Genomic DNA, 18,177 nt, shown 5'->3' on the forward strand with positions numbered 1-18,177 from the left:
TGCCCGCCGTGGTCCGGCAGCCGGTACCGCCTTCAGGTGACCGCGGATCACGTCCTAGTCTTGTAGCCCGACCACCGCGAAGAGCGTCGACGAAAACGAGGGAGCCCCAGTGAGCAGCGATCGGGACGGCGTCTACGTCGGCGACAACGCGGCGGAGGACGACGACGACTGGTCGGACGAGCCCGATTACGCTCCCCCGTCCTGGTACACCCAGAGCGCGGCGCCGGCGCAGCCGGCACCCGCGCCCGCCCCCTCGCCACCGCCTGCCGTGCCGCAGCCGGTGCCCCAGCCGCCGGTCGCCCCCGAGCCCCCGGTGGCGCAGCCGCCCGTGCCGGCGCCCGCTCCCGCGCCGGCCGCGGAGTCCGTCCCCGTCCCGGCTCCTGCTCCCGTACCGGTGGCCGAGCAGCCGCCGGCCGTGCCGGTGCCGTCGCCGGAGCCGGTGGCGCCCACCGCGGAGGAGGCGCCGGTGCCGCCGGTGGCCGAGCCGGTCCCTGCTCCCGCGCCGGCCCCTGTTCCTGCTCCCGTTCCTGCTCCGGTCGCGGCCGAGGCGGAGCCCGCGGTCGAGCTGCAGTCGGCCGAGCCGGCTCCCGCTCCGATCGCTCCCGCGCCTGCGCCCGTTCCGGCGCCGGCCCCGGAGCAGCAGGTGGCGCAGCCGTGGCCGCCCGCGCCCGAGCAGAACGCCGCGTACGCCCCGCCGCAGCAGCCGGTGCCGCCGGGCCCGCCGGGCCCGCCGCCGTTCCAGCAGAGCGTGCCGCAGCCGGGTCCCGCGCCGCAGCCCGGTCCGTGGCCGCAGCAACAGGCTGTGCCGCCCACCGTGCCCGGTCCCGCCCCGGTGCCCGGCCCCGCGCCGCAGCCGGGCCCCGGTCCTGCGCCGCAGCCCGGTCCTGCCCCGGTGCCCGGTCCGCCGGTCGATCCGCGGACGGGCGGCTGGCCTCAGCCGCACGCGTACCCGCAGCAGCAGCCGTACCCGCAGCAGGGCGGGGTGCCGCAGGCTCCCGCGGCGTTCCAGCAGCCGGGCCCGCAGCAGGGCATGGCGCACGGTGCTGCGCTGGGCTACACCGCGGCGGTCGAGCTGTCCTCGGACCGTCTGCTGCGCGGCCAGCCGAAGGCGCAGCGGCAGCAGCCGCGGTTCCAGTTCGGCGGCAAGGCGGCGCAGGCCGACCGGGCGCGCAGGCTGGAGATCATCCGTACGCCGGTGATGAGCTGCTACCGGATCGCGGTGATCAGCCTCAAGGGCGGTGTCGGCAAGACCACGACGACGACCTCGCTGGGTGCGACGCTCGCCAGCGAGCGCCAGGACAAGGTCATCGCGATCGACGCCAACCCGGACGCCGGCACGCTCGGCCGCCGGGTGAAGCGCCAGACCGGCGCGACCATCCGCGACCTGGTGACGGCCATCCCGCACCTGCGCAGCTACATGGACATCCGCCAGTTCACCTCGCAGGACCTGCACTCGGGCCTGGAGATCCTGGCGAACGACGTCGACCCGGCGGTCTCCACCACCTTCGACGACTCGGACTACCGCCAGGTCATCCAGACGCTCGGCCAGCACTACCCGATCATCCTGACCGACTCCGGCACCGGTCTGCTGTACAGCGCGATGCGCGGTGTGCTCGACCTGGCCGACCAGCTGATCATCGTCTCCACGCCGAGCGTGGACGGCGCCTCCAGCGCCTCCACCACGCTCGACTGGCTGTCCGCGCACGGCTACGCCGATCTGGTGCAGCGCAGCATCACGGTGGTCTCCGGAGTCCGCGAGACCAGCAAGATGATCAAGGTCGAGGACATCGTCGCGCACTTCCAGACCCGCTGCCGCGGCGTCGTGGTGGTGCCGTTCGACGAGAGCCTGGCGGCCGGCGCCGAGGTCAACCTGGCCATGATGAAGCCCAAGGTCCGCGACGCGTACTTCGAGCTGGCCACCCTGGTCGGCGAGGACATCGCCCGCACCCAGCAGGCCCAGCAGGCCGCCTGGGCGCAGCAGCAGGGCTACGGCCAGCAGATGCCGCCCCAGCAGCAGCCGTACCCGCAGCAGCCGGGCTACCCGCAGCAGCAGCCCCAGCAGGGCTACGGCTACCCGGGCCAGCCCGCGCCGGGCGCGCCGTGGGCGCCGCAGCCGGGCCAGGCCCCGCCGCCCGGCTGGGGCCAGCAGCCCCCGCCGGCCCAGCCCGGCGCGCAGCCGCTGCCGCAGGAGTGGCAGCAGCCGCAGCAGCCGGGGTACGGATACCCCCCGCCGCAGGACGGCCAGCAGCCCCCGCCGCCCGGGTACGGATACCCGCCGCCGCAGCAGTGACGGAAACGCCGCAGGCCCCCGACGCCGGACGTCGGGGGCCTGCGGTGCGTCCGGGGCCGGTCAGCCGACGGTGTCGGTGAGCTCGCGGGACTGCTTGACGTCGTCGGCCATCCGCTCCAGCAGAGCCTCGATCGAGTCGAACTTCTCCATGCCGCGCAGGTAGGCCAGGAAGTCCACGGCCACGTGCATGCCGTACAGGTCGAGGCCGACCCGGTCGATGGCGTACGCCTCGACGGTGCGCGCGGTGCCGTCGAAGGTCGGGTTGGTGCCGACCGAGATGGCGGCCGGCATGCGCTCGCCGCCGGCGGTGAGCCATCCGGCGTAGACGCCGTCGGCGGGGACGGCGCTGTGCGGCACGGTCTCCACGTTGGCGGTGGGGTAGCCGAGTTCGCGGCCGCGCTGGGCGCCGCGGACGACCACGCCCTCGACCCGGTGCGGGCGGCCGAGCACCTCGGCGGCGCCGGCCATGTCGCCGGAGGCGACCAGCCGGCGGCACAGGCTGGAGGAGAACGCCTCGCCGTCGCCGGCGGCGCCGCTCACCTGCAGGTCGAGCACCTCGACCTCGAAGTCGTCGGCGCGGCCGAGCTCGGCGAGCAGCGCGACGTTGCCGGCGGCCCGGTGGCCGAAACGGAAGTTCGGGCCCTCGACCACGGCCTTGGCGCGCAGCGCGTCCACCAGCACCGACCGGACGAAGAACTCCGGTGACTCCTGGGAGAATTCGAGGGTGAACGGCAGGACGAGCACCGCGTCGACACCGAGCCCCTCGATCAGTTCGGCCCGGCGGGGCTGCGGGGCGAGCAGGGCCGGGTGGCTGCCCGGCCGGACGACCTCGCTGGGGTGCGGGTCGAAGGTGACCACGACGGACTTGGCGCCGAGCTCGCGGGCGCGTGCCACCACCCGCTCGACGATCAGCTGGTGGCCCCGGTGCACACCGTCGAACGATCCGATGGTGACGACGCTGCGCCCCCAGTCCCCGGGGATCTCCTCCAGGCCACGCCAGCGCTGCACCTGACCGCTCCTTGTCCCTCTGCCGCGCCTCGGGAGGCGCTCGAACACTCAACCCGAACCCCTATAGCGTGCCATGAGCCCGTCCCTGCTTCGGCACCGGAATGGCCTCGGCGGCCCGGCCGGTGCGTTCGGCCTCGGCCGCGGCGTACTGCGGGTCGCGTCCGGCGGCGGCGAGGGCGCGCAGCCGGGCGGTCAGCGGGCCCTCGGGCGGGGGCGGCGCGGTGTCGGGCCAGTCGGCGAGCAGCCGGGCGAAGGCGGCCGTCCGCCCGGCCGCGCGGACGAGTGCGGTGTCGGCCTCCGGCCAGCGTGCGGCGATCCGCCGGACGAGTTCGCGGGCCCGCTCGGGGGCGGTGCGGGTGCAGCCGTCGGCGAGGCGGTCCAGGACGGCGGCGAGGACGCCGGGGTCGCGCTCGGCGGCGAGCAGGGCGTCCAGCAGGGCGTCGCGGCCGGGGCCGTCGGGGCCGTCCTGGGCGGCGAGCACGGGGGCGAAGACCTTGCGGACGGTGGCGGGGGCGGCGACGACCTCGGCGAGCAGCGGGCGGGCGTCGTGCCCGGCCGCCAGCAGGACCTCCAGGTGGGCGGCCAACTGCCCTGCGCGCTCCGGGTGTTCGCGCAGCTGGCGGGCGGCGAGCAGGACGCCCTCGCGGACCGTCCCGGGGTCGGCGGCGCCGGCCAGCAGCCGCAGGCCGTCCGCGACCGGCGCGGCGGGCCGGGCGAGGCGGCTGCGGACGGCCGCCAGCACCTCCTCGGGGTGGTCCGCCAGCGCGGGGGCGAGGGCGGCCGCGCCGACGAAGCGGTCGTCGGCGTCGTACGCCTCGAGGGCGCGCGGCAGGTGGGCGGCCCGGTCGTCGGGGTCGCGGAGCAGCAGGGCGAGTGCGGCGCCGTGCAGGGCGGGCTCGTTCTCGCGGGCGAGCAGGGCGAGTGCGGCGAAGCGCAGCAGCCGCTGCCCGGCGGGACCGGCGTGCGGGGCGGTGCGCTGGGCGTGCACGGCGGCGGCGACGTGCCGTTCGGGGCGGGGGTCGTGGGCCCAGCGGTCGACGGCGCGGCAGACCGCCGAGGGCTCGTCCTCGGCGAGCCGGGCGAGCAGGGCGTCGGCGCGCGGGTGGGCGGCGGCGGCCAGGGCGTCCGCCAACTCGTCGAGGGCGAGCCGCCGGTGGGCGTACAGCAGGTCGTGCGCGAGGTCGGCGACGGTGGCACCGGTGCCGTCGGCGAGCGGGCCGGTGTCGGCGAACCAGGCGCACAGCAGCGGCTGGACGGCGGCCGGGTCGGCCGCCAGCAGGGCCTCGGCGGCGGCGCGGTGGGGGCCGCCGGGCGGGTCGGTGCGCACCAGCCGGCGCAGCAGGTCCAGCCGGTCCGTCGGGGCCAGCGGCAGCGTCGACCACCAGGCGGGGGTGAATCCGCCGTGCCGGGTGAGCCGTTCCAGCAGGGCGCGGTGGTCGGCGGGCCGGGGCAGGGCGGGCACCACGTCGGTGATCAGCCGGGCGGCCCACCAGGAGGCGTCGGAGCCCGGCGGGGCGGTCTCCAGGGTGTGCTGCAGGCGGTGCAGGTGTTCGTCGAGGGCCCGGCGCTCGCCGCTCTCGGCGAGTCGGCACAGTGCGGCGGCGACCGGGCCGACGCGGTGCCGGGGCACGCCGTGGCCGTCGTGGTCGGCCGGGGTGCCGCCCGCCGGCTCCCCCGGCGGGCCGAGGAGCAGGTCCAGGGCGCGGTCGAGGTCGAGGTGGCGGCCCAGCAGCCAGTCGGCGTGGTCCTCGTGGGCGAGCCGGTGGCCGTCCCCGGCGGGCACGAACAGGCCCTCGGCGAGGACGGCTGCGCCCCAGCCGCCGTCGGCGGGGAACAGCCGGTCGAAGTCGGCGCCGGTGAGACCGGCGTGGCCGGCGCCGAGCAGCAGCCGGGCGGCCTCGTGGACGCGTCCGGCGACGGTGGCGGCGGTGCGGCGCAGCCGGCCGGTGTCCTCGCCGCGGGGCGGGGGTGCGCCGCGGCGGTGGGCGCCGGGGCGGCGGTCCTCCGCGGCCCTGATCCGGCGGGCGATCCGCAGGCACTGCAGGTCGAGGTGGGCGGCGTACAGCTCGCCGCGGCCGGCCGGGGTGCCGGTGAGGCCTGCGGCGCGCAGGTCGCCGGCGGTGCGCAGGGCCTGCGGGTGGGTCCGGTCGGCGGGGGCGAGGGCCGCGGGGTCGGCGCCGTGGCGGCGGGCGATCCGGTCGGCGGCGTCGGCGGGCAGCGGGCCGAGGCCGATCGGCCGGCTGCCGGGCAGGACGGCGGCGAGGTGCTCCCAGGTCTCGGGCCGGCAGGCCGTGAGCAGCCGGACGCGGTGGTCGGCGAGCCAGTCCGCGGTCTGGGTCCACCAGGTGTCGGAGGGTGCCGCGGAGGCCTCCTCGGGGGCGTCCAGCAGCAGGAGCAGGGGGCGGCCGGCGTCGGCGCAGAGCCGGGCGGCGTCCTCGGGGGCGGGGGCCGGGACGCCGAGCCGGGCGGCGGCCAGGGCGAGGGTGCGGCCGGCGGCGCCGGCGAGCGAGGCGTCGTCCGGCGCGAGGTCGGCGCCGCGCAGCCAGAGGGTGGGCAGCGGGTGGCGGGCGCCGGTACGGCGGGCCGCGAGGGCGGCGAGTTCGGTGCTGCGGCCGCTGCCGGCGGTGCCGAGCAGGACGGTCAGGAGGTCGGGCGGCTCCTCGCCGGTGAGGCCGTCGGTACGGTCGGTCCGGTCGGCGGCCAGGTCGGCGATCCGGGAGGGGCCTGCGCTGGCGGTGCCGAGCTGGACGGCGGCGAGCTGCAGGACACCGCCGAGGTTGAGGGCGGTGCCGTGGCAGGGGACGCCCGCCGCGTTGCGCTGTCGCAGGGCCTGCAGGCCTTCGCCGGCGAGCGCGGCGGCGGCGGTGGTGCCGGGCCGGTCACCGCGCAGGGTCGGGGCCAGCACGGCCAGGACGGCCCCGGTTGCGGTGTCCAGCACGGGCGTGCCGGGGTCGGCGGTGCCGGGCGGGAGGTCGAGCAGCAGGGCGCCGGGGACGGCCTTGAAGCCGTCCCGGAGGGGCTGGACGGCCGTACAGCGGCCGACCGCGGTGACCGGGAGCAGGGTGGCCGCTCCGCCCGCGCCGGGCGGCCCGAGCAGCGCCAGGGGGCGTTCCGGGGGTGGCGCGCCGGTGTCCGGGGCGATCGGCAGGGCGGGTGCGGCCGGGCCGCCCCCGGCGGGGTGCAGTACGGCCAGTCCGTGGGCGGGCAGCAGCTCGATGCCGTCGGGCGGGACGGTGCGGGTGGTGCCGCCGGGCAGGTGAAGGACGAGCCCGGCGGCGCCTTCGGCGACCTCGTACGCGGTGACGACGGTGCCCTGCGGGTCGGCGGTGAAGCCGAGGCCGCGGTGGAGTCCGGCGCTGTCGCGGACCGCGACGAGTGCGTCCCCGGGGTCGGGCGGCCGCTGTCGTGCTGCCGCCCCCGGCTGGTGTCTGCCCGCCATCCGCGCCGCCCTCCCGCCGGGTCGGTAGGCGGCCGGTGCGGCCGCCGTTCCCGCCGCGGGCAGTCTGCCCCCACCGAACCTCGCACCACCGTGCGCGCGCCGTTCACGACACCGGTTCACCTCGCGCGCTCGCCCGTCCGGGTGAGTGGGTACCGCCCTGAGCGGCCACCCACTGCCGTGAAGACGCCCTGCCGGGGTTGCGCGGGCAGGTGTCAGCCGACGAAGACGGCGACCGGGCGGGCGCTGCCGCCCTTCTCCTCGACCAGGGCGAGGAAGCGGCCCTCCGGGTCGAAGACGGCGATCGGGCCGTCCACGCCCAGGCCGGGGGCGCGCAGCTTCATGCCGTGCGAGAGCAGTCTGGCCTGCTCGGCGTCGATGTCCCAGCGCGGGAAGGCGGCCGCGGCGGCCTCCGCGATCGGCAGCACCTCGAGCTTCTCCTCCAGCTGCTCCAGGGTGCGGGCGTGCTCCAGGCCGTACGGGCCGACCTTGGTGCGGCGCAGCGCGGTGAGGTGGCCGCCGACGCCGAGCGCGGCGCCGAGGTCGCGGGCCAGGGCGCGGATGTAGGTGCCGGAGGAGCACTCGACGGTCACGTCGAGGTCGATCACCGGGGTGCCGTCCTCGGCGAGGGCGGAGCGCTGCTCGTGCACGGTGAAGGAGTGCACGGTGGTGGGCCGGGCCTCGAGTTCGAAGTCCTCGCCCTCGCGCACCCGGGCGTAGGAGCGCTTGCCGTCGATCTTGATGGCCGAGACCTTCGACGGGACCTGCAGGATGTCGCCGGTGAGCGCGGCGATCCCGGCGTCGATCGCCTCCCGGGTGACGCCGTCGGCGGCCGTCGAGGCGGTGATCTCGCCCTCGCGGTCGTCGGTGATCGTGGTCTGCCCGAGTCGGATCGTCGCCTCGTAGGTCTTGCTGGTGAGCATCAGGTGGCCGAGCAGGCGGGTGGCCCGCTCGAGGCCGAGCACCAGCACGCCGGTGGCCATCGGGTCGAGCGTGCCGGCGTGGCCGACCTTGCGGGTGCCGGCCAGCCATCGCAGCTTGGCGACCACCCCGTGCGAGGTGATGCCCTCCGGCTTGTCGACGACGACCAGGCCGTCAGCAGCTGTTCCCTTGCGCTTCATCGGATCTTTCTTCGAAAGGTGTTCGGGCGGGGTCAGCCGGGCAGCGCGGCCCGGAAGCGGGCCACCACGGTCTCGGCGTCCTCGTGGGCGGCGAAGCCGGCCGCGTAGACGTGTCCGCCGCCGCCGAGCTCGGCGCAGACCGCGGCGACGTCCACGGCGCCCTTGGAGCGGCAGGAGCCGCGCAGGACGCCGTCCGGGTCCTGCTTGAGCACGAGGGCGACCTCGGCCTCGGCGGGGCGGCGCAGCACGTCGATCAGGCCCTCGATCTCCTCGACGGTGACGCCGAACAGGGCGAGCTCCTCGTAGGGCACCCACGTCCAGACCAGACCCCGGCCGCCGGCCGCGTCCGGTTCGAACACCGCGCGGCCGAGGGCTCCGGCGAGCACCTTGAGGTAGCCGAAGGAGGAGGTGTCCCACAGCTGACGGGAGATCAGGTCGTGCCGGATGCCGGTGGCGAGCAGCCGTCCGGCGAGCTCGTGGGTGGCCGGCGTGGTGGCGGCGTACTTGAACGAGCCGGTGTCGGTGGCGACGCCGGTGTAGAGGCAGGTGGCGAGCGACTGGTCGAGCGGCACGCCGAGCCGACGGAGCAGCTCGTCGACGAGGACGGCGGTGGCCGGGGCGTCCGGGTCGATCAGGCGGTGGGTGCCGAAACCGGGATTGGAGGCGTGGTGGTCGAAGACCGCCATGACCGGGGCGGCGAACGCCTTGTCGCGGAGCAGGCCGAGCCGCCCCTCGGAGGCGACGTCGAAGCAGAGCACCAGCTCGGGCACGTCGGGGACGGCCGAGGCGGGCACGATCAGCTCCTGCCCGGGCAGGAAGGACAGCGACTCGGGGACGATCTGCGGGTCGTCGCCGAAGGAGACCCGGACGCGGTGGCCGAGCGAGCGCAGCGCCAGGCCCGCGGCGAGCGCGGAGCCCAGGGCGTCGCCGTCCGGGTTGATGTGGCAGATCAGGTCGACGGTGGTGGCCTGCCGGATCGCCGCCACCACGCGCTGCCACTCGTGTTCGAGGCCGGAGACCTCGCTGCGTGGCCCCGGAAGCACCGCGAGGGCAGGCTCCACCGTGCTGGTGGAGACCGCCCCCGCGGTACCGGCCGCCGTCGGCTCGCCGGTCATGCCTACTCGTCCTCGTCCGCGTCGTCGCGGGCGGGGCTGCGGTACGGGTCCGCGTCGCCGGCGTACGTGGCGCCGGCGGCGGCGGTGCGCACCGCCGCGTCCGACTGCCGCGCCCGGTCGAGCAGGTCGTCGATGTTCTTGGCGTTGTCGGGCAGCGCGTCCGCGACGAAGGTCAGGGTCGGCGTGAAGCGGACCCCGGTCTGCCGGCCGACCTCCGAGCGGAGCACGCCCTTGGCGCTCTCCAGCGCGGCCGCGCTGGCCTGCCGCTCGGTCTCGTCACCGTAGACGGTGTAGAAGACGGTGGCCTCGCGCAGGTCCCCGGTGACCCGGGCGTCGGTGATGGTCACGTAGCCCAGGCGCGGATCCTTGATCCGGCGCTGCAGGGTCTCGGCGACGACCACCTGGATGCGGTCGGCGAGCTTGCGCGCCCTTGCGGTGTCGGTCACGTTGCCTCCTCGTGCAAGTGGGCCGGTACCCGGGTCGGTCGCGCACCCGGTGGGGCCCCTGCCCCAACGTACCTGCCCGCGCCCAACCTTGTGGGCGCTCTCGGTCCTGATCGGTGTGACGGTGGCGACTTCCGCTCGTGCGGGTGGCGCCCGGCGCACCGGTGGTCACTCGTCGTCGTCGTGGTGGTAGCGCCTCCGTGCGGAGAGCAGCATCACCTCGGGGCGGCCGGCGACGAACCGCTCACAGCTGTCCAGGATCTCGGTGACGTACGAGGCGTCCCCGGAGACCGCGGCGAGGCCGATCTCGGCCCGGCGGTGCAGATCCTGGTTCCCGACTTCGGCAGCGCACACGCTGTACTTGCGCTGCAGCTCGGCCACGATGGGCCGCACGATCGAACGCTTCTCCTTGAGCGAGTGCACATCGCCCAGGAGGAGGTCGAAGGTGAGTGTTCCTACGAACATGTGTGGGCAGGTCAGAGCCGACCTGAAGGCCTCGGAGTGATCCCTCGGGGGGATGTACGAGGACCCTACACAGCGAGACCGGGGCCGGTCGACGGGTTAACACCCGCCGACCGGCCCCGGACGTGAGCCGTTACGAGCGCGGCTTCTCGCGCATCTCGTAGGTCTCGATGACATCGTCGATCTTGATGTCGTTGTACGAGCCCAGGGTCACACCGGCCTCGAAGCCCTCGCGGACCTCGGTCGCGTCGTCCTTGAAGCGGCGCAGGCCCTCGATGTTGAGGTTCTCCGCCACGACCTTGCCGTCGCGCAGCAGGCGGGCCTTGGCGTTGCGGCGGATGACGCCCTCGCGCACCAGGACACCGGCGATGTTGCCGAACTTGGAGGAGCGGAACACCTCCCGGATCTCCGCGGAGCCGAGGCGCACCTCCTCGTACTCGGGCTTGAGCAGGCCCTTGAGCGCGGCCTCGATCTCCTCGATCGCCTGGTAGATGACCGAGTAGTACCGGATGTCGACGCCCTCGCGCTCGGCCGCGGTACGGGCACGCCCCTCGGCGCGCACGTTGAAGCCGATGATGATGGCGTCCGAGCCCATCGCCAGGTCCACGTCGGACTCGGTGATGGCACCCACACCGCGGTGCAGGATCCGCAGCTCGACCTCGTCGCCGACGTCCAGCTTGACGAGGGCGTCCTCGAGGGCCTCGACCGAACCGGAGACGTCACCCTTGATGATGAGGTTGAGCTTCTCGATGGAGCCGGCGGCCAGGGCGGCCTCCAGGCCCTCGAGCGAGACACGGACACGGCGCTGGGCCATGGACGCGTTGCGGTCGCGGGCGGCGCGCTTCTCGGCGATCTGGCGGGCGGTGCGGTCCTCGTCGACGACGATGAAGCTGTCGCCGGCGCGGGGCACCGAGGTCAGACCGAGGAGCAGGACCGGACGGGACGGGCCGGCCTCGGTGAGGCTGTTGCCGTTCTCGTCCAGCATCGCGCGGACGCGGCCGTAGGCGTCGCCCACGACGATCGAGTCGCCGACGCGGAGCGTGCCGCGCTGGACGAGCAGCGTCGCCATGGCGCCGCGGCCCTTGTCCAGGTGGGCCTCGATCGCGATGCCCTGCGCGTCCTGCTCCGGGTTGGCCCGGAGGTCGAGCGAGGCGTCCGCGGTGAGGACCACGGCCTCCAGCAGGCTGTCGATGTGCAGGCCCTGGCGGGCGGAGATGTCGACGAACATGGTGTCGCCGCCGTACTCCTCGGCCACCAGACCGAACTCGGTCAGCTGACCGCGGACCTTGGTCGGGTCGGCACCCTCGACGTCGATCTTGTTGACCGCGACCACGATCGGCACACCGGCGGCCTTGGCGTGGTTCAGCGCCTCGATCGTCTGCGGCATGACACCGTCGTTGGCCGCGACCACCAGGATCGCGATGTCGGTGGACTTGGCACCACGGGCACGCATGGCGGAGAACGCCTCGTGACCCGGGGTGTCCAGGAAGGTGATGCGGCGCTCCTCGCCGTTCACCTCGGTCTGCACCTGGTACGCACCGATGTGCTGGGTGATGCCGCCGGCCTCGCCCGCCACCACGTTGGTCTTGCGGATGGCGTCGAGCAGGCGGGTCTTGCCGTGGTCGACGTGACCCATGACGGTCACGACCGGCGGACGCGGCGCCAGCATCTCCTCGTCGCCCTCGTCGGCACCGAAGTCGATGTCGAAGGACTCGAGCAGCTCGCGGTCCTCGTCCTCACGGCTGACGATCTCCAGCACGAAGCCCATCTCGCCGGCCAGCAGCTCGAGGGTGGCGTCGGAGACCGACTGGGTCGCGGTGACCATCTCGCCCAGGTTGAACATCACCGAGACGAGCGCCGCCGGGTTGGCGTTGATCTTCTCCGCGAAGTCCGTCAGGGAGGCACCGCGCGACAGGCGGACGGTCTGTCCGTTGCCGCGGGGCAGCATCACACCGCCGACGGACGGGGCCTGCATGGCCTCGTACTCCTGGCGCTTCGCCCGCTTCGACTTGCGACCACGGGCCGGACGGCCACCGGGGCCGCGGCCGAAGGCACCCTGCGTGCCACCACGGCCACCCGGACCACCGGGACGGCCGCCGAAGCCACCGGGACGGGCACCGCCGCCACCGAAGCCGCCACCGCCGCCGGCGCCACCGCCCGGACGCGGGCCGCCGAAGCCGCCGCCCGCCGGACGCGAGCCCGGACCGGCCGGACGACCGGTGAAGCCGGGACGGCCGCCACCGGCGCCGCCACCCGGACGGGCACCGGGGCCGCCACCCGGGCGCGGGCCCGGACGCGGGCCCGGACCGGCCGGACGCTGCGGCATCATGCCGGGGTTGGGACGGGGCATGCCCGCGGGGCTCGGGCCGCCGGGACGCGGCGCGGCGGGACGGGGCAGCCCGTCCGGACGCGGAGCGCCACCGGGACGCGGGGCACCCGCACCGGGGCCACCGGCACCCGGACGCGGACGGTCGCCACCGGGACGCGGCGCACCGGCACCGGGAGCACCCGGACGCGGACGGTCGCCACCCGGACGGGGGGCACCGCCGGCACCGGGAGCACCGGCACCCGGACGCGGACGGTCGCCACCGGGACGCGGCGCACCGGCACCGGCACCGCCCTGACGGCGCTCGCCGGGACGGGCCATGCCGGTGTTGCTGGACGTGAAGGGGTTGTTGCCCGGACGCGGGCCGGCCGGACGCGGGCCCGGACGGGCCGCGGGGTTGGCCGGACGCGGAGCGGCCGGACGGGACTCACGGGCCTCGCCGGCCGGGGCCGGGGAGGAGAACTCGGCCGCCGGCGCCGCAGGAGCGGCAGGCGCGGCCGGGCGGGCCGCCGGGCGCGGGCCCGGCGTCGGCGCGCCGCCCGGGCGGGCAGCCGCGGGGGCGGCCGGCGCGGAGGGTGCCGCGGCGGCGGGGGTAGGACGGGGGCCCGGCGTCACGGTGGGACGCGGGCCGGGGGTGGGCGCACCCGGCTTGGGTGCAGCCGCACCGGCACCGCCGGCGGGCTGGGGCGCCGCGGGCTTCCGCGGGCCAGGCTTCGCGGAGGAACCACCGGCAGGCGGCGTCGCTCCCAAAGCGTCAGTCAACTTGCGAACGACCGGCGCCTCGATCGTCGAGGACGCCGAACGCACGAACTCACCAAGCTCGGTGAGCTTGGCCATGACGGCCTTGCTCTCCAAGCCAAGTTCCTTGGCGAGCTCATATACCCGGACCTTAGCCACTTCGCTCCTGTCTATCCGTCCGGGGTAATCGTCCGCCGGACTGTCGCTACTTCATGGGCGTACTCATCGCGTACTCATCGAGTGCTCATCGCAATCTCGACCTACTTCCATCTCGCGAGGTACCTGACGTTTTGCACCGCACACGACGAACGTGTGCCGTGCACTTCCTGCGGTGCTCCGCCGCGCCTGAGGACTCAGGACGCCGGGGCCGCGCCCGCCCGCTGCTCGACGTGTGACCGCAGTGCATCGGTGTCGAGCGGACCCTGGAGCCGGAAGGCCCTGGGGAACGCCCGACGGCGGACCGCGAGGTCGAGGCAGGCGGGATCGGGATGCAGATGTGCACCCCGCCCCGGCAGTGCGCCGCGGAGATCGGGGACGCAGACGCCCTCGACCGCCACGACACGCAGCAGCTCATGCTTGGCCGCGCGCTTGCGGCAGCCCACGCAGGTGCGTTCAGGGCATGCGCGGACATGCGTCCGGCCAGACAACCTCAAGTCTACCCCTCCGATGGGACATGGCGCCGCCCGCCGATCACCGCGGGACTGCTACAACGCGAACTACTGGGCCGGGGATTCCCCGGCGGGGGCCTCGGTGTCCGGCCGGATGTCGATCCGCCAGCCCGTCAGACGGGCTGCCAGGCGGGCGTTCTGGCCCTCCTTGCCGATCGCCAGCGACAGCTGGTAGTCCGGCACGATCACCCGTGCGGAGCGCTGCGCGTAGTCCACGATCTCCACCTTGGTCACCCGGGCGGGCGACAGCGCGGCGGCGACCATCTCGGCCGGGTCCTCCGAGAAATCGACGATGTCGATCTTCTCGCCGTGCAGCTCGGCCATGACGTTGCGCACCCGGCCGCCCATCGGGCCGATGCAGGCGCCCTTGGCGTTCAGGCCCTGCTTGCGCGACCACACCGCGATCTTGGTGCGGTGGCCGGCCTCGCGGGCGATCGCGGCGATCTCCACCGAGCCGTCCGCGATCTCCGGCACCTCCAGCGCGAACAGGCGCTTCACCAGGTTCGGGTGGGTGCGCGACAGCGTCACCGACGGGCCGCGGACACCGCGGCGCACGCCGACCACGTAGCAGCGCAGCCGGGTGCCGTGCTTGTACTCCTCGCCCGGCACCTGCTCCTGCGGGGGCAGGATCGCCTCCAGCTTGCCGATGTCGACCAGGATGTTCTTCGGGTCGTTGCCCTGCTGGACGACACCGGTCACGATGTCGCCCTCCTTGCCCGCGTACTCGCCGAAGGTCTGGTCGTCGGCGGCGTCCCGCAGGCGCTGCAGGATGACCTGCTTGGCGGTGGACGCGGCGATCCGGCCGAAGCCGCTCGGGGTGTCGTCGAACTCCTTGGGCTCGACGCCCTCCTCCAGCTCGGCGGCGTCCTCCAGCGCCCAGACGGTCACGTGGCCGGTCTTGCGGTTCAGCTCGACCCGCGCCCTGCGGCGCGAGCCCTCGGTGCGGTGGTACGCGATGAGGAGCGCCGACTCGATCGACTCGACCAGCAGGTCGAACGGAACGCCCTTCTCGGTAACCAGCCCACGCAGGGCGCTCATGTCGATGTCCACGGCTACGCCTCCTCTTCTCTCTTCAGATTCATGATCGGGGCCGAACCCCGACTACGCGTCGTGCGAGCCGTCGTCGCCGGCGTCGTCCGTGTCGTCCGCGTCGACGATGTCCTCGCCGGCCTCGTCGAGCAGCGCGTCGTCCTTGCGGTTGAACTCGACCTGCACCCGGGCCTTGGCGATCTCGGCGAAGTCCAGCCGGCGCTCCTTGGGACGGCCCCGCCCCTTGACCGGCTGCACCTCGACGAGCGCACCCTCCTCGTCGCTCTCCAGCACCCGGGCGGTGATCTCGCCGCCCTCGGCCAGCTGGATCTTCGCCAGCCGGCCCTCGGCGCGGGCCCAGTGGCGGGGCAGCACGAGCGGGCGCTCCGCACCCGGCGAGCCGACCTCCAGCAGGTAGGGCGCGCTGCCCATCAGGTCGGATTCGTCCAGCGCCCGGCCGACCTCACGGCTGAATTCGGCGATCGCGTCGAGGTCCACGCCGCCGTCGGCGTCCACGTCGATCTGGACCTGGCGGCGGCTGCCCGCCTGGGTGATCCTGACGTCCTCCAGGTCGAGGCCCGCCTCGGCGGCCAGGGGTTCCAGCAGCGCACGCAGCCGGTCGATCTGGGGGGTGCTCATCCGGGTGACTCCTCGGCCGCGTCTGCTGTTGTCAGGTGCTAACTCATCGCGCAGCCTATCCGGTCCACCCGGCAACCACCGATTCCGACCGTGCCGCCCGCCCGGGTGACAGCGCGTGCTGCGAGCAAGCTCACATCCGGCTGTTCGGACGCACGCCGGTCCGGTCTCGAACACGCCCTGCCATGATGCACCGTGACCTCGGGGCATCCGGCCCCGCACGAACGAGCGGGAGCACGCCGATGCCGTCCCCCAGCCGGCGGACCGTCCTGGCCCTCGGCGCGCTGACCGGCGCGCTGCTGGTGTCCGGCTGCACCGAGGACCGCCGGGACCCGGACCGCGGCCGCCCCGACCCCGACCTCCCGCTGCGCCGCCGGGCGGTGGCCGCCACCGACGCGCTGCTCGCCTCCTACGACGCGGTGCTCGCCGGGCCCGGCACCGACCGGGCCGACACCCTGCACGACCTGCGCGCCGACGTCGAGGAGCACCGGGCCGCGCTCGCCGCCGGACTGCCCCCGGCCGCGCCGTCCGGCTCCGCCCCGGCATCCGGCTCCGCCACCGCGTCCGGCCCGGCCGCCGCCCCGGCGGCGTCGGTGGCGGAGCTGGCCGCCGCCGAACGGCGCACCGCCGCCGCCCGGCTGGCCGACCTGGAGACCGCCTCCCCCGACCTGGCCCGGCTGCTCGCCGCGGTCTCGGCCTCCGGGGCGCTGCACGCCCGCGCCCTCGGCGACGGCGGGCCGATCACCGCCCCCGCACCTGCCCCCTCCGCGGGCACCACGGCCTCCGGGTCCGCCTCGGCCTCCGCCACGGCATCCGGGCCGGCCTCCGCCCCGGCATCCGCGCAGACCTCCGCCTCCGGGGCCGCGAGCAGCCGCCCGGCCCCGCTGCCCAGCGGCGCCACGGGCGCCCTGCAGGCCGCCCTCGCCGCCGAGCACGCGGCCGTCTACGGCTACGGCGTGGTCGGCGCCCGGACGGCCGCCGGTCCGCAGCGCGACAGCGCCCGTGCCGGCTACACCGCCCACCAGGCACGCCGCGACGCCCTGCAGCGGCTGCTCGAGGACGCCGGCAGCACCCCCGCCGCCGCGGCGGCCGGCTACCGGCTCCCGTTCGCGGTCACCGACGCGGACGGCGGCGGGCGGCTCGCCGCCCACATCGAGATCCAGCTGACCGCCGTCTGGGCCGATGCCGTCGCGGCGACCACCGGGGCGCTGCGGCAGACTGCGGCGACCGCGCTCCGGGAGACCGCGCTGCGGGCCGCGCAGTGGGGTGCCGACCTGTCCGCGCTGCCCGGCCTGCCCGGCGCGGATGCCGCCGACGGGGCGAGCACGACCGCGGGCGCCAGCGCGTCACCGAGTACCTGACCAGCGGCTTCCCTCCCATGGCCGACAATGGGCGGGCGGCACCACCCCCGGGCGCACCGAGCGAGAGGCCACCATGTCGGCACTGCCAGGGCAGCAGATCACCATTCCCGAGCGGCTCGCGGACACCGTGCAGGCCTGGGAGGGCGAGGCCGGACGGGCCTGGCTGGCGGCGCTGCCCGACCTGGTCGCCGAGTACCTGGACCGCTGGGGGCTGACCCTGGAGCGGATCGCCGACCCGGGCGGGCTGATCAGCCTGGTCGGTTACGTGCACCGGGACGACGACCTGGCGCCGGCCGTGCTCAAGGCCGGGCTGGTGACCGAGGAGACCGCGCAGGAGCACGCCGCGCTCCGGCACTGGGCGGGCCGCGGAGCCGTCCTGATGACCGACGCCGACCCGGAGGCCGGGGTGCTGCTGCTGGAGCGGCTGCACGGCGACATCCCGCTGCGCTCGCTCGCCGAGGCCAAGGCGATGCTGGAGGCCACCGCCCTGCTGCACCGGCTGTGGGTGCCGCCGGCCGAGGGGCACCCGTTCCGGCTGGTCGTCGACGTCGCGGCCGGCATGTCCGGTCGGATGGGCGAGCGGCGTGTGCTGCCCGGCGCGGCCGAGGCCTCGGCCCTGGTCGACGAGGCGCTGGAGACGGCCGCCGGGCTGATCGCCTCCGAGCCAGAGCGCTTCCTGCTGCACGGCGACTTCCACCACGGCAACGTCCTCGCCGCCGACCGCTCCCCCTGGCTGGCGATCGATCCCAAGCCGGTGGTCGGCGAGCGCGCCTGGGACCTCGCCTGGCTCGCCCAGGACCGGATGGACACCCTGGCCGGCTCCCCCGGCCCGCGCGCGGCCGTCCGGCGCCGGCTGCACCAGCTCTCCGACGCGGTCGAGGTCGACCGGGACCGGCTGCGCGGCTGGACGCTGTTCCGCACCGTGGAGGCCGGCCTGTGGAGCCTCTCGGTGGGCGACCGCGAGGCGGCCGAGCTCTACCTGGAGTTCGCCGCCTGGCTGTGAACCGCCGCCAGCGGCAGCCGGGCGCCCATCACCGCGTACGGGCGGACGGTGTTGGGGAAGCGCACGGCGCGGGCCAGGTCGCGGTAGCCGAGGGAGCGGTAGAGCCGGCGGGCCGGGGTCTCCGCGTCGATGGCCGACAGGATGCTGCGGTCCTTGCCGGAGCGCTCGCACAGGCCGCGGATCAGCGCGCTGCCCAGGCCCCGGCCCTGGTAGGCGGGCAGCACGTGCAGCTCGGTGACGGCGAAGACGCCGTCCAGCCAGTCGCCGTGGCCGCCGGCCTCCAGGTAGGGCTGGATGACGGTGGACCACCAGTGCTCGCGCGAGTTGGGCATGCCGTAGCCGAAGCCGACCAGCCGGCCGCCGCTCATCGCCCCGAGTGCGTCCACGCCCGGCTGCTGGGCGTGCCGTCCGACGATGTGCAGCCGCACCGCCACCTCCTCGGACGTCAGCCCGAAGGCCAGCGCCTGGACCTCCAGCGCGTACGGTGCCCAGGCCGCCAAATCGATGGCCTCGATCGTCACCTCGGTGAGCTGCTCCATGA

The 18,177-nt window shown here is 75.5% G+C and carries 14 protein-coding genes; 3 read left to right on the forward strand and 11 right to left on the reverse strand.

Annotation, left to right across the window (positions count from 1 at the left end; all coding sequences use genetic code 11):
- Positions 1 to 109 precede the first annotated feature (109 nt).
- Complete coding sequence (locus ACQ614_RS12710; protein WP_431678640.1) at positions 110 to 2,290, forward strand: MinD/ParA family ATP-binding protein; 2,181 nt, start codon at positions 110 to 112, stop codon at positions 2,288 to 2,290.
- Positions 2,291 to 2,350: 60 nt separating this feature from the next.
- Here ACQ614_RS12710 and ACQ614_RS12715 read toward each other — a convergent pair whose 3' ends face one another.
- The 10 genes from ACQ614_RS12715 to rimP all read right to left on the reverse strand — a co-directional run bounded on the left by ACQ614_RS12715 (position 2,351) and on the right by rimP (position 15,275).
- Positions 2,351 to 3,298, reverse strand: a complete 948-nt coding sequence (locus tag ACQ614_RS12715) for a bifunctional riboflavin kinase/FAD synthetase (protein WP_431678642.1) — start codon at positions 3,296 to 3,298, stop codon at positions 2,351 to 2,353.
- A gap of 61 nt (positions 3,299 to 3,359) precedes the next feature.
- A complete protein-coding gene (locus tag ACQ614_RS12720) occupies positions 3,360 to 6,737 on the reverse strand; it encodes a serine protease (protein WP_431678643.1) in 3,378 nt (1,125 codons plus the stop codon).
- Between the two features lie 212 nt (positions 6,738 to 6,949).
- The gene (truB, locus tag ACQ614_RS12725) at positions 6,950 to 7,855 is read right to left on the reverse strand and encodes a tRNA pseudouridine(55) synthase TruB (protein ID WP_431678644.1); all 906 of its coding nucleotides are present in this window, start codon (positions 7,853 to 7,855) and stop codon (positions 6,950 to 6,952) included.
- 32 nt (positions 7,856 to 7,887) lie between these two features.
- Positions 7,888 to 8,970, reverse strand: coding sequence for a DHH family phosphoesterase (locus ACQ614_RS12730; RefSeq protein ID WP_431678645.1), 1,083 nt, complete (start codon positions 8,968 to 8,970; stop codon positions 7,888 to 7,890).
- A 2-nt stretch (positions 8,971 to 8,972) separates the two neighbouring features.
- Positions 8,973 to 9,416 carry a 30S ribosome-binding factor RbfA gene (gene rbfA / locus ACQ614_RS12735; RefSeq protein WP_363496208.1) on the reverse strand — a complete coding sequence of 148 codons (444 nt, stop codon included), beginning with the start codon at positions 9,414 to 9,416 and terminating at the stop codon, positions 8,973 to 8,975.
- 165 nt (positions 9,417 to 9,581) lie between these two features.
- On the reverse strand, positions 9,582 to 9,878 hold the full coding sequence (locus ACQ614_RS12740; protein ID WP_363496205.1) for a DUF503 domain-containing protein: 297 nt from the start codon (positions 9,876 to 9,878) through the stop codon (positions 9,582 to 9,584).
- 130 nt (positions 9,879 to 10,008) lie between these two features.
- Entirely contained in the window at positions 10,009 to 13,098 is a 3,090-nt protein-coding gene (gene infB / locus ACQ614_RS12745; protein WP_431678647.1) for a translation initiation factor IF-2, read from the reverse strand.
- Between the two features lie 194 nt (positions 13,099 to 13,292).
- Positions 13,293 to 13,586, reverse strand: a complete 294-nt coding sequence (locus ACQ614_RS12750; protein WP_078661451.1) for a YlxR family protein — start codon at positions 13,584 to 13,586, stop codon at positions 13,293 to 13,295.
- Between the two features lie 69 nt (positions 13,587 to 13,655).
- A complete protein-coding gene (gene nusA / locus ACQ614_RS12755; RefSeq protein WP_431678648.1) occupies positions 13,656 to 14,657 on the reverse strand; it encodes a transcription termination factor NusA in 1,002 nt (333 codons plus the stop codon).
- Positions 14,658 to 14,708: 51 nt separating this feature from the next.
- A complete protein-coding gene (gene rimP / locus ACQ614_RS12760; RefSeq protein ID WP_431678649.1) occupies positions 14,709 to 15,275 on the reverse strand; it encodes a ribosome maturation factor RimP in 567 nt (188 codons plus the stop codon).
- A 239-nt stretch (positions 15,276 to 15,514) separates the two neighbouring features.
- Between rimP and ACQ614_RS12765 the strand changes: the two genes are divergently transcribed.
- Together ACQ614_RS12765 and ACQ614_RS12770 are read left to right on the forward strand one after the other, a co-directional pair.
- Complete coding sequence (locus tag ACQ614_RS12765; protein WP_431678650.1) at positions 15,515 to 16,633, forward strand: DUF4439 domain-containing protein; 1,119 nt, start codon at positions 15,515 to 15,517, stop codon at positions 16,631 to 16,633.
- A gap of 73 nt (positions 16,634 to 16,706) precedes the next feature.
- Positions 16,707 to 17,636 (forward strand): aminoglycoside phosphotransferase family protein, encoded by a 930-nt coding sequence (locus ACQ614_RS12770; RefSeq protein ID WP_431678651.1) that lies wholly within the window; start codon positions 16,707 to 16,709, stop codon positions 17,634 to 17,636.
- Here ACQ614_RS12770 and ACQ614_RS12775 read toward each other — a convergent pair.
- Positions 17,609 to 18,175 carry a GNAT family N-acetyltransferase gene (locus ACQ614_RS12775; protein WP_431678652.1) on the reverse strand — a complete coding sequence of 189 codons (567 nt, stop codon included), beginning with the start codon at positions 18,173 to 18,175 and terminating at the stop codon, positions 17,609 to 17,611. The genes ACQ614_RS12770 and ACQ614_RS12775 overlap by 28 nt on opposite strands.
- Positions 18,176 to 18,177 lie beyond the last annotated feature (2 nt).

Source organism: Kitasatospora dryopteridis (assembly GCF_050749075.1).
Lineage (GTDB): Bacteria > Actinomycetota > Actinomycetes > Streptomycetales > Streptomycetaceae > Kitasatospora.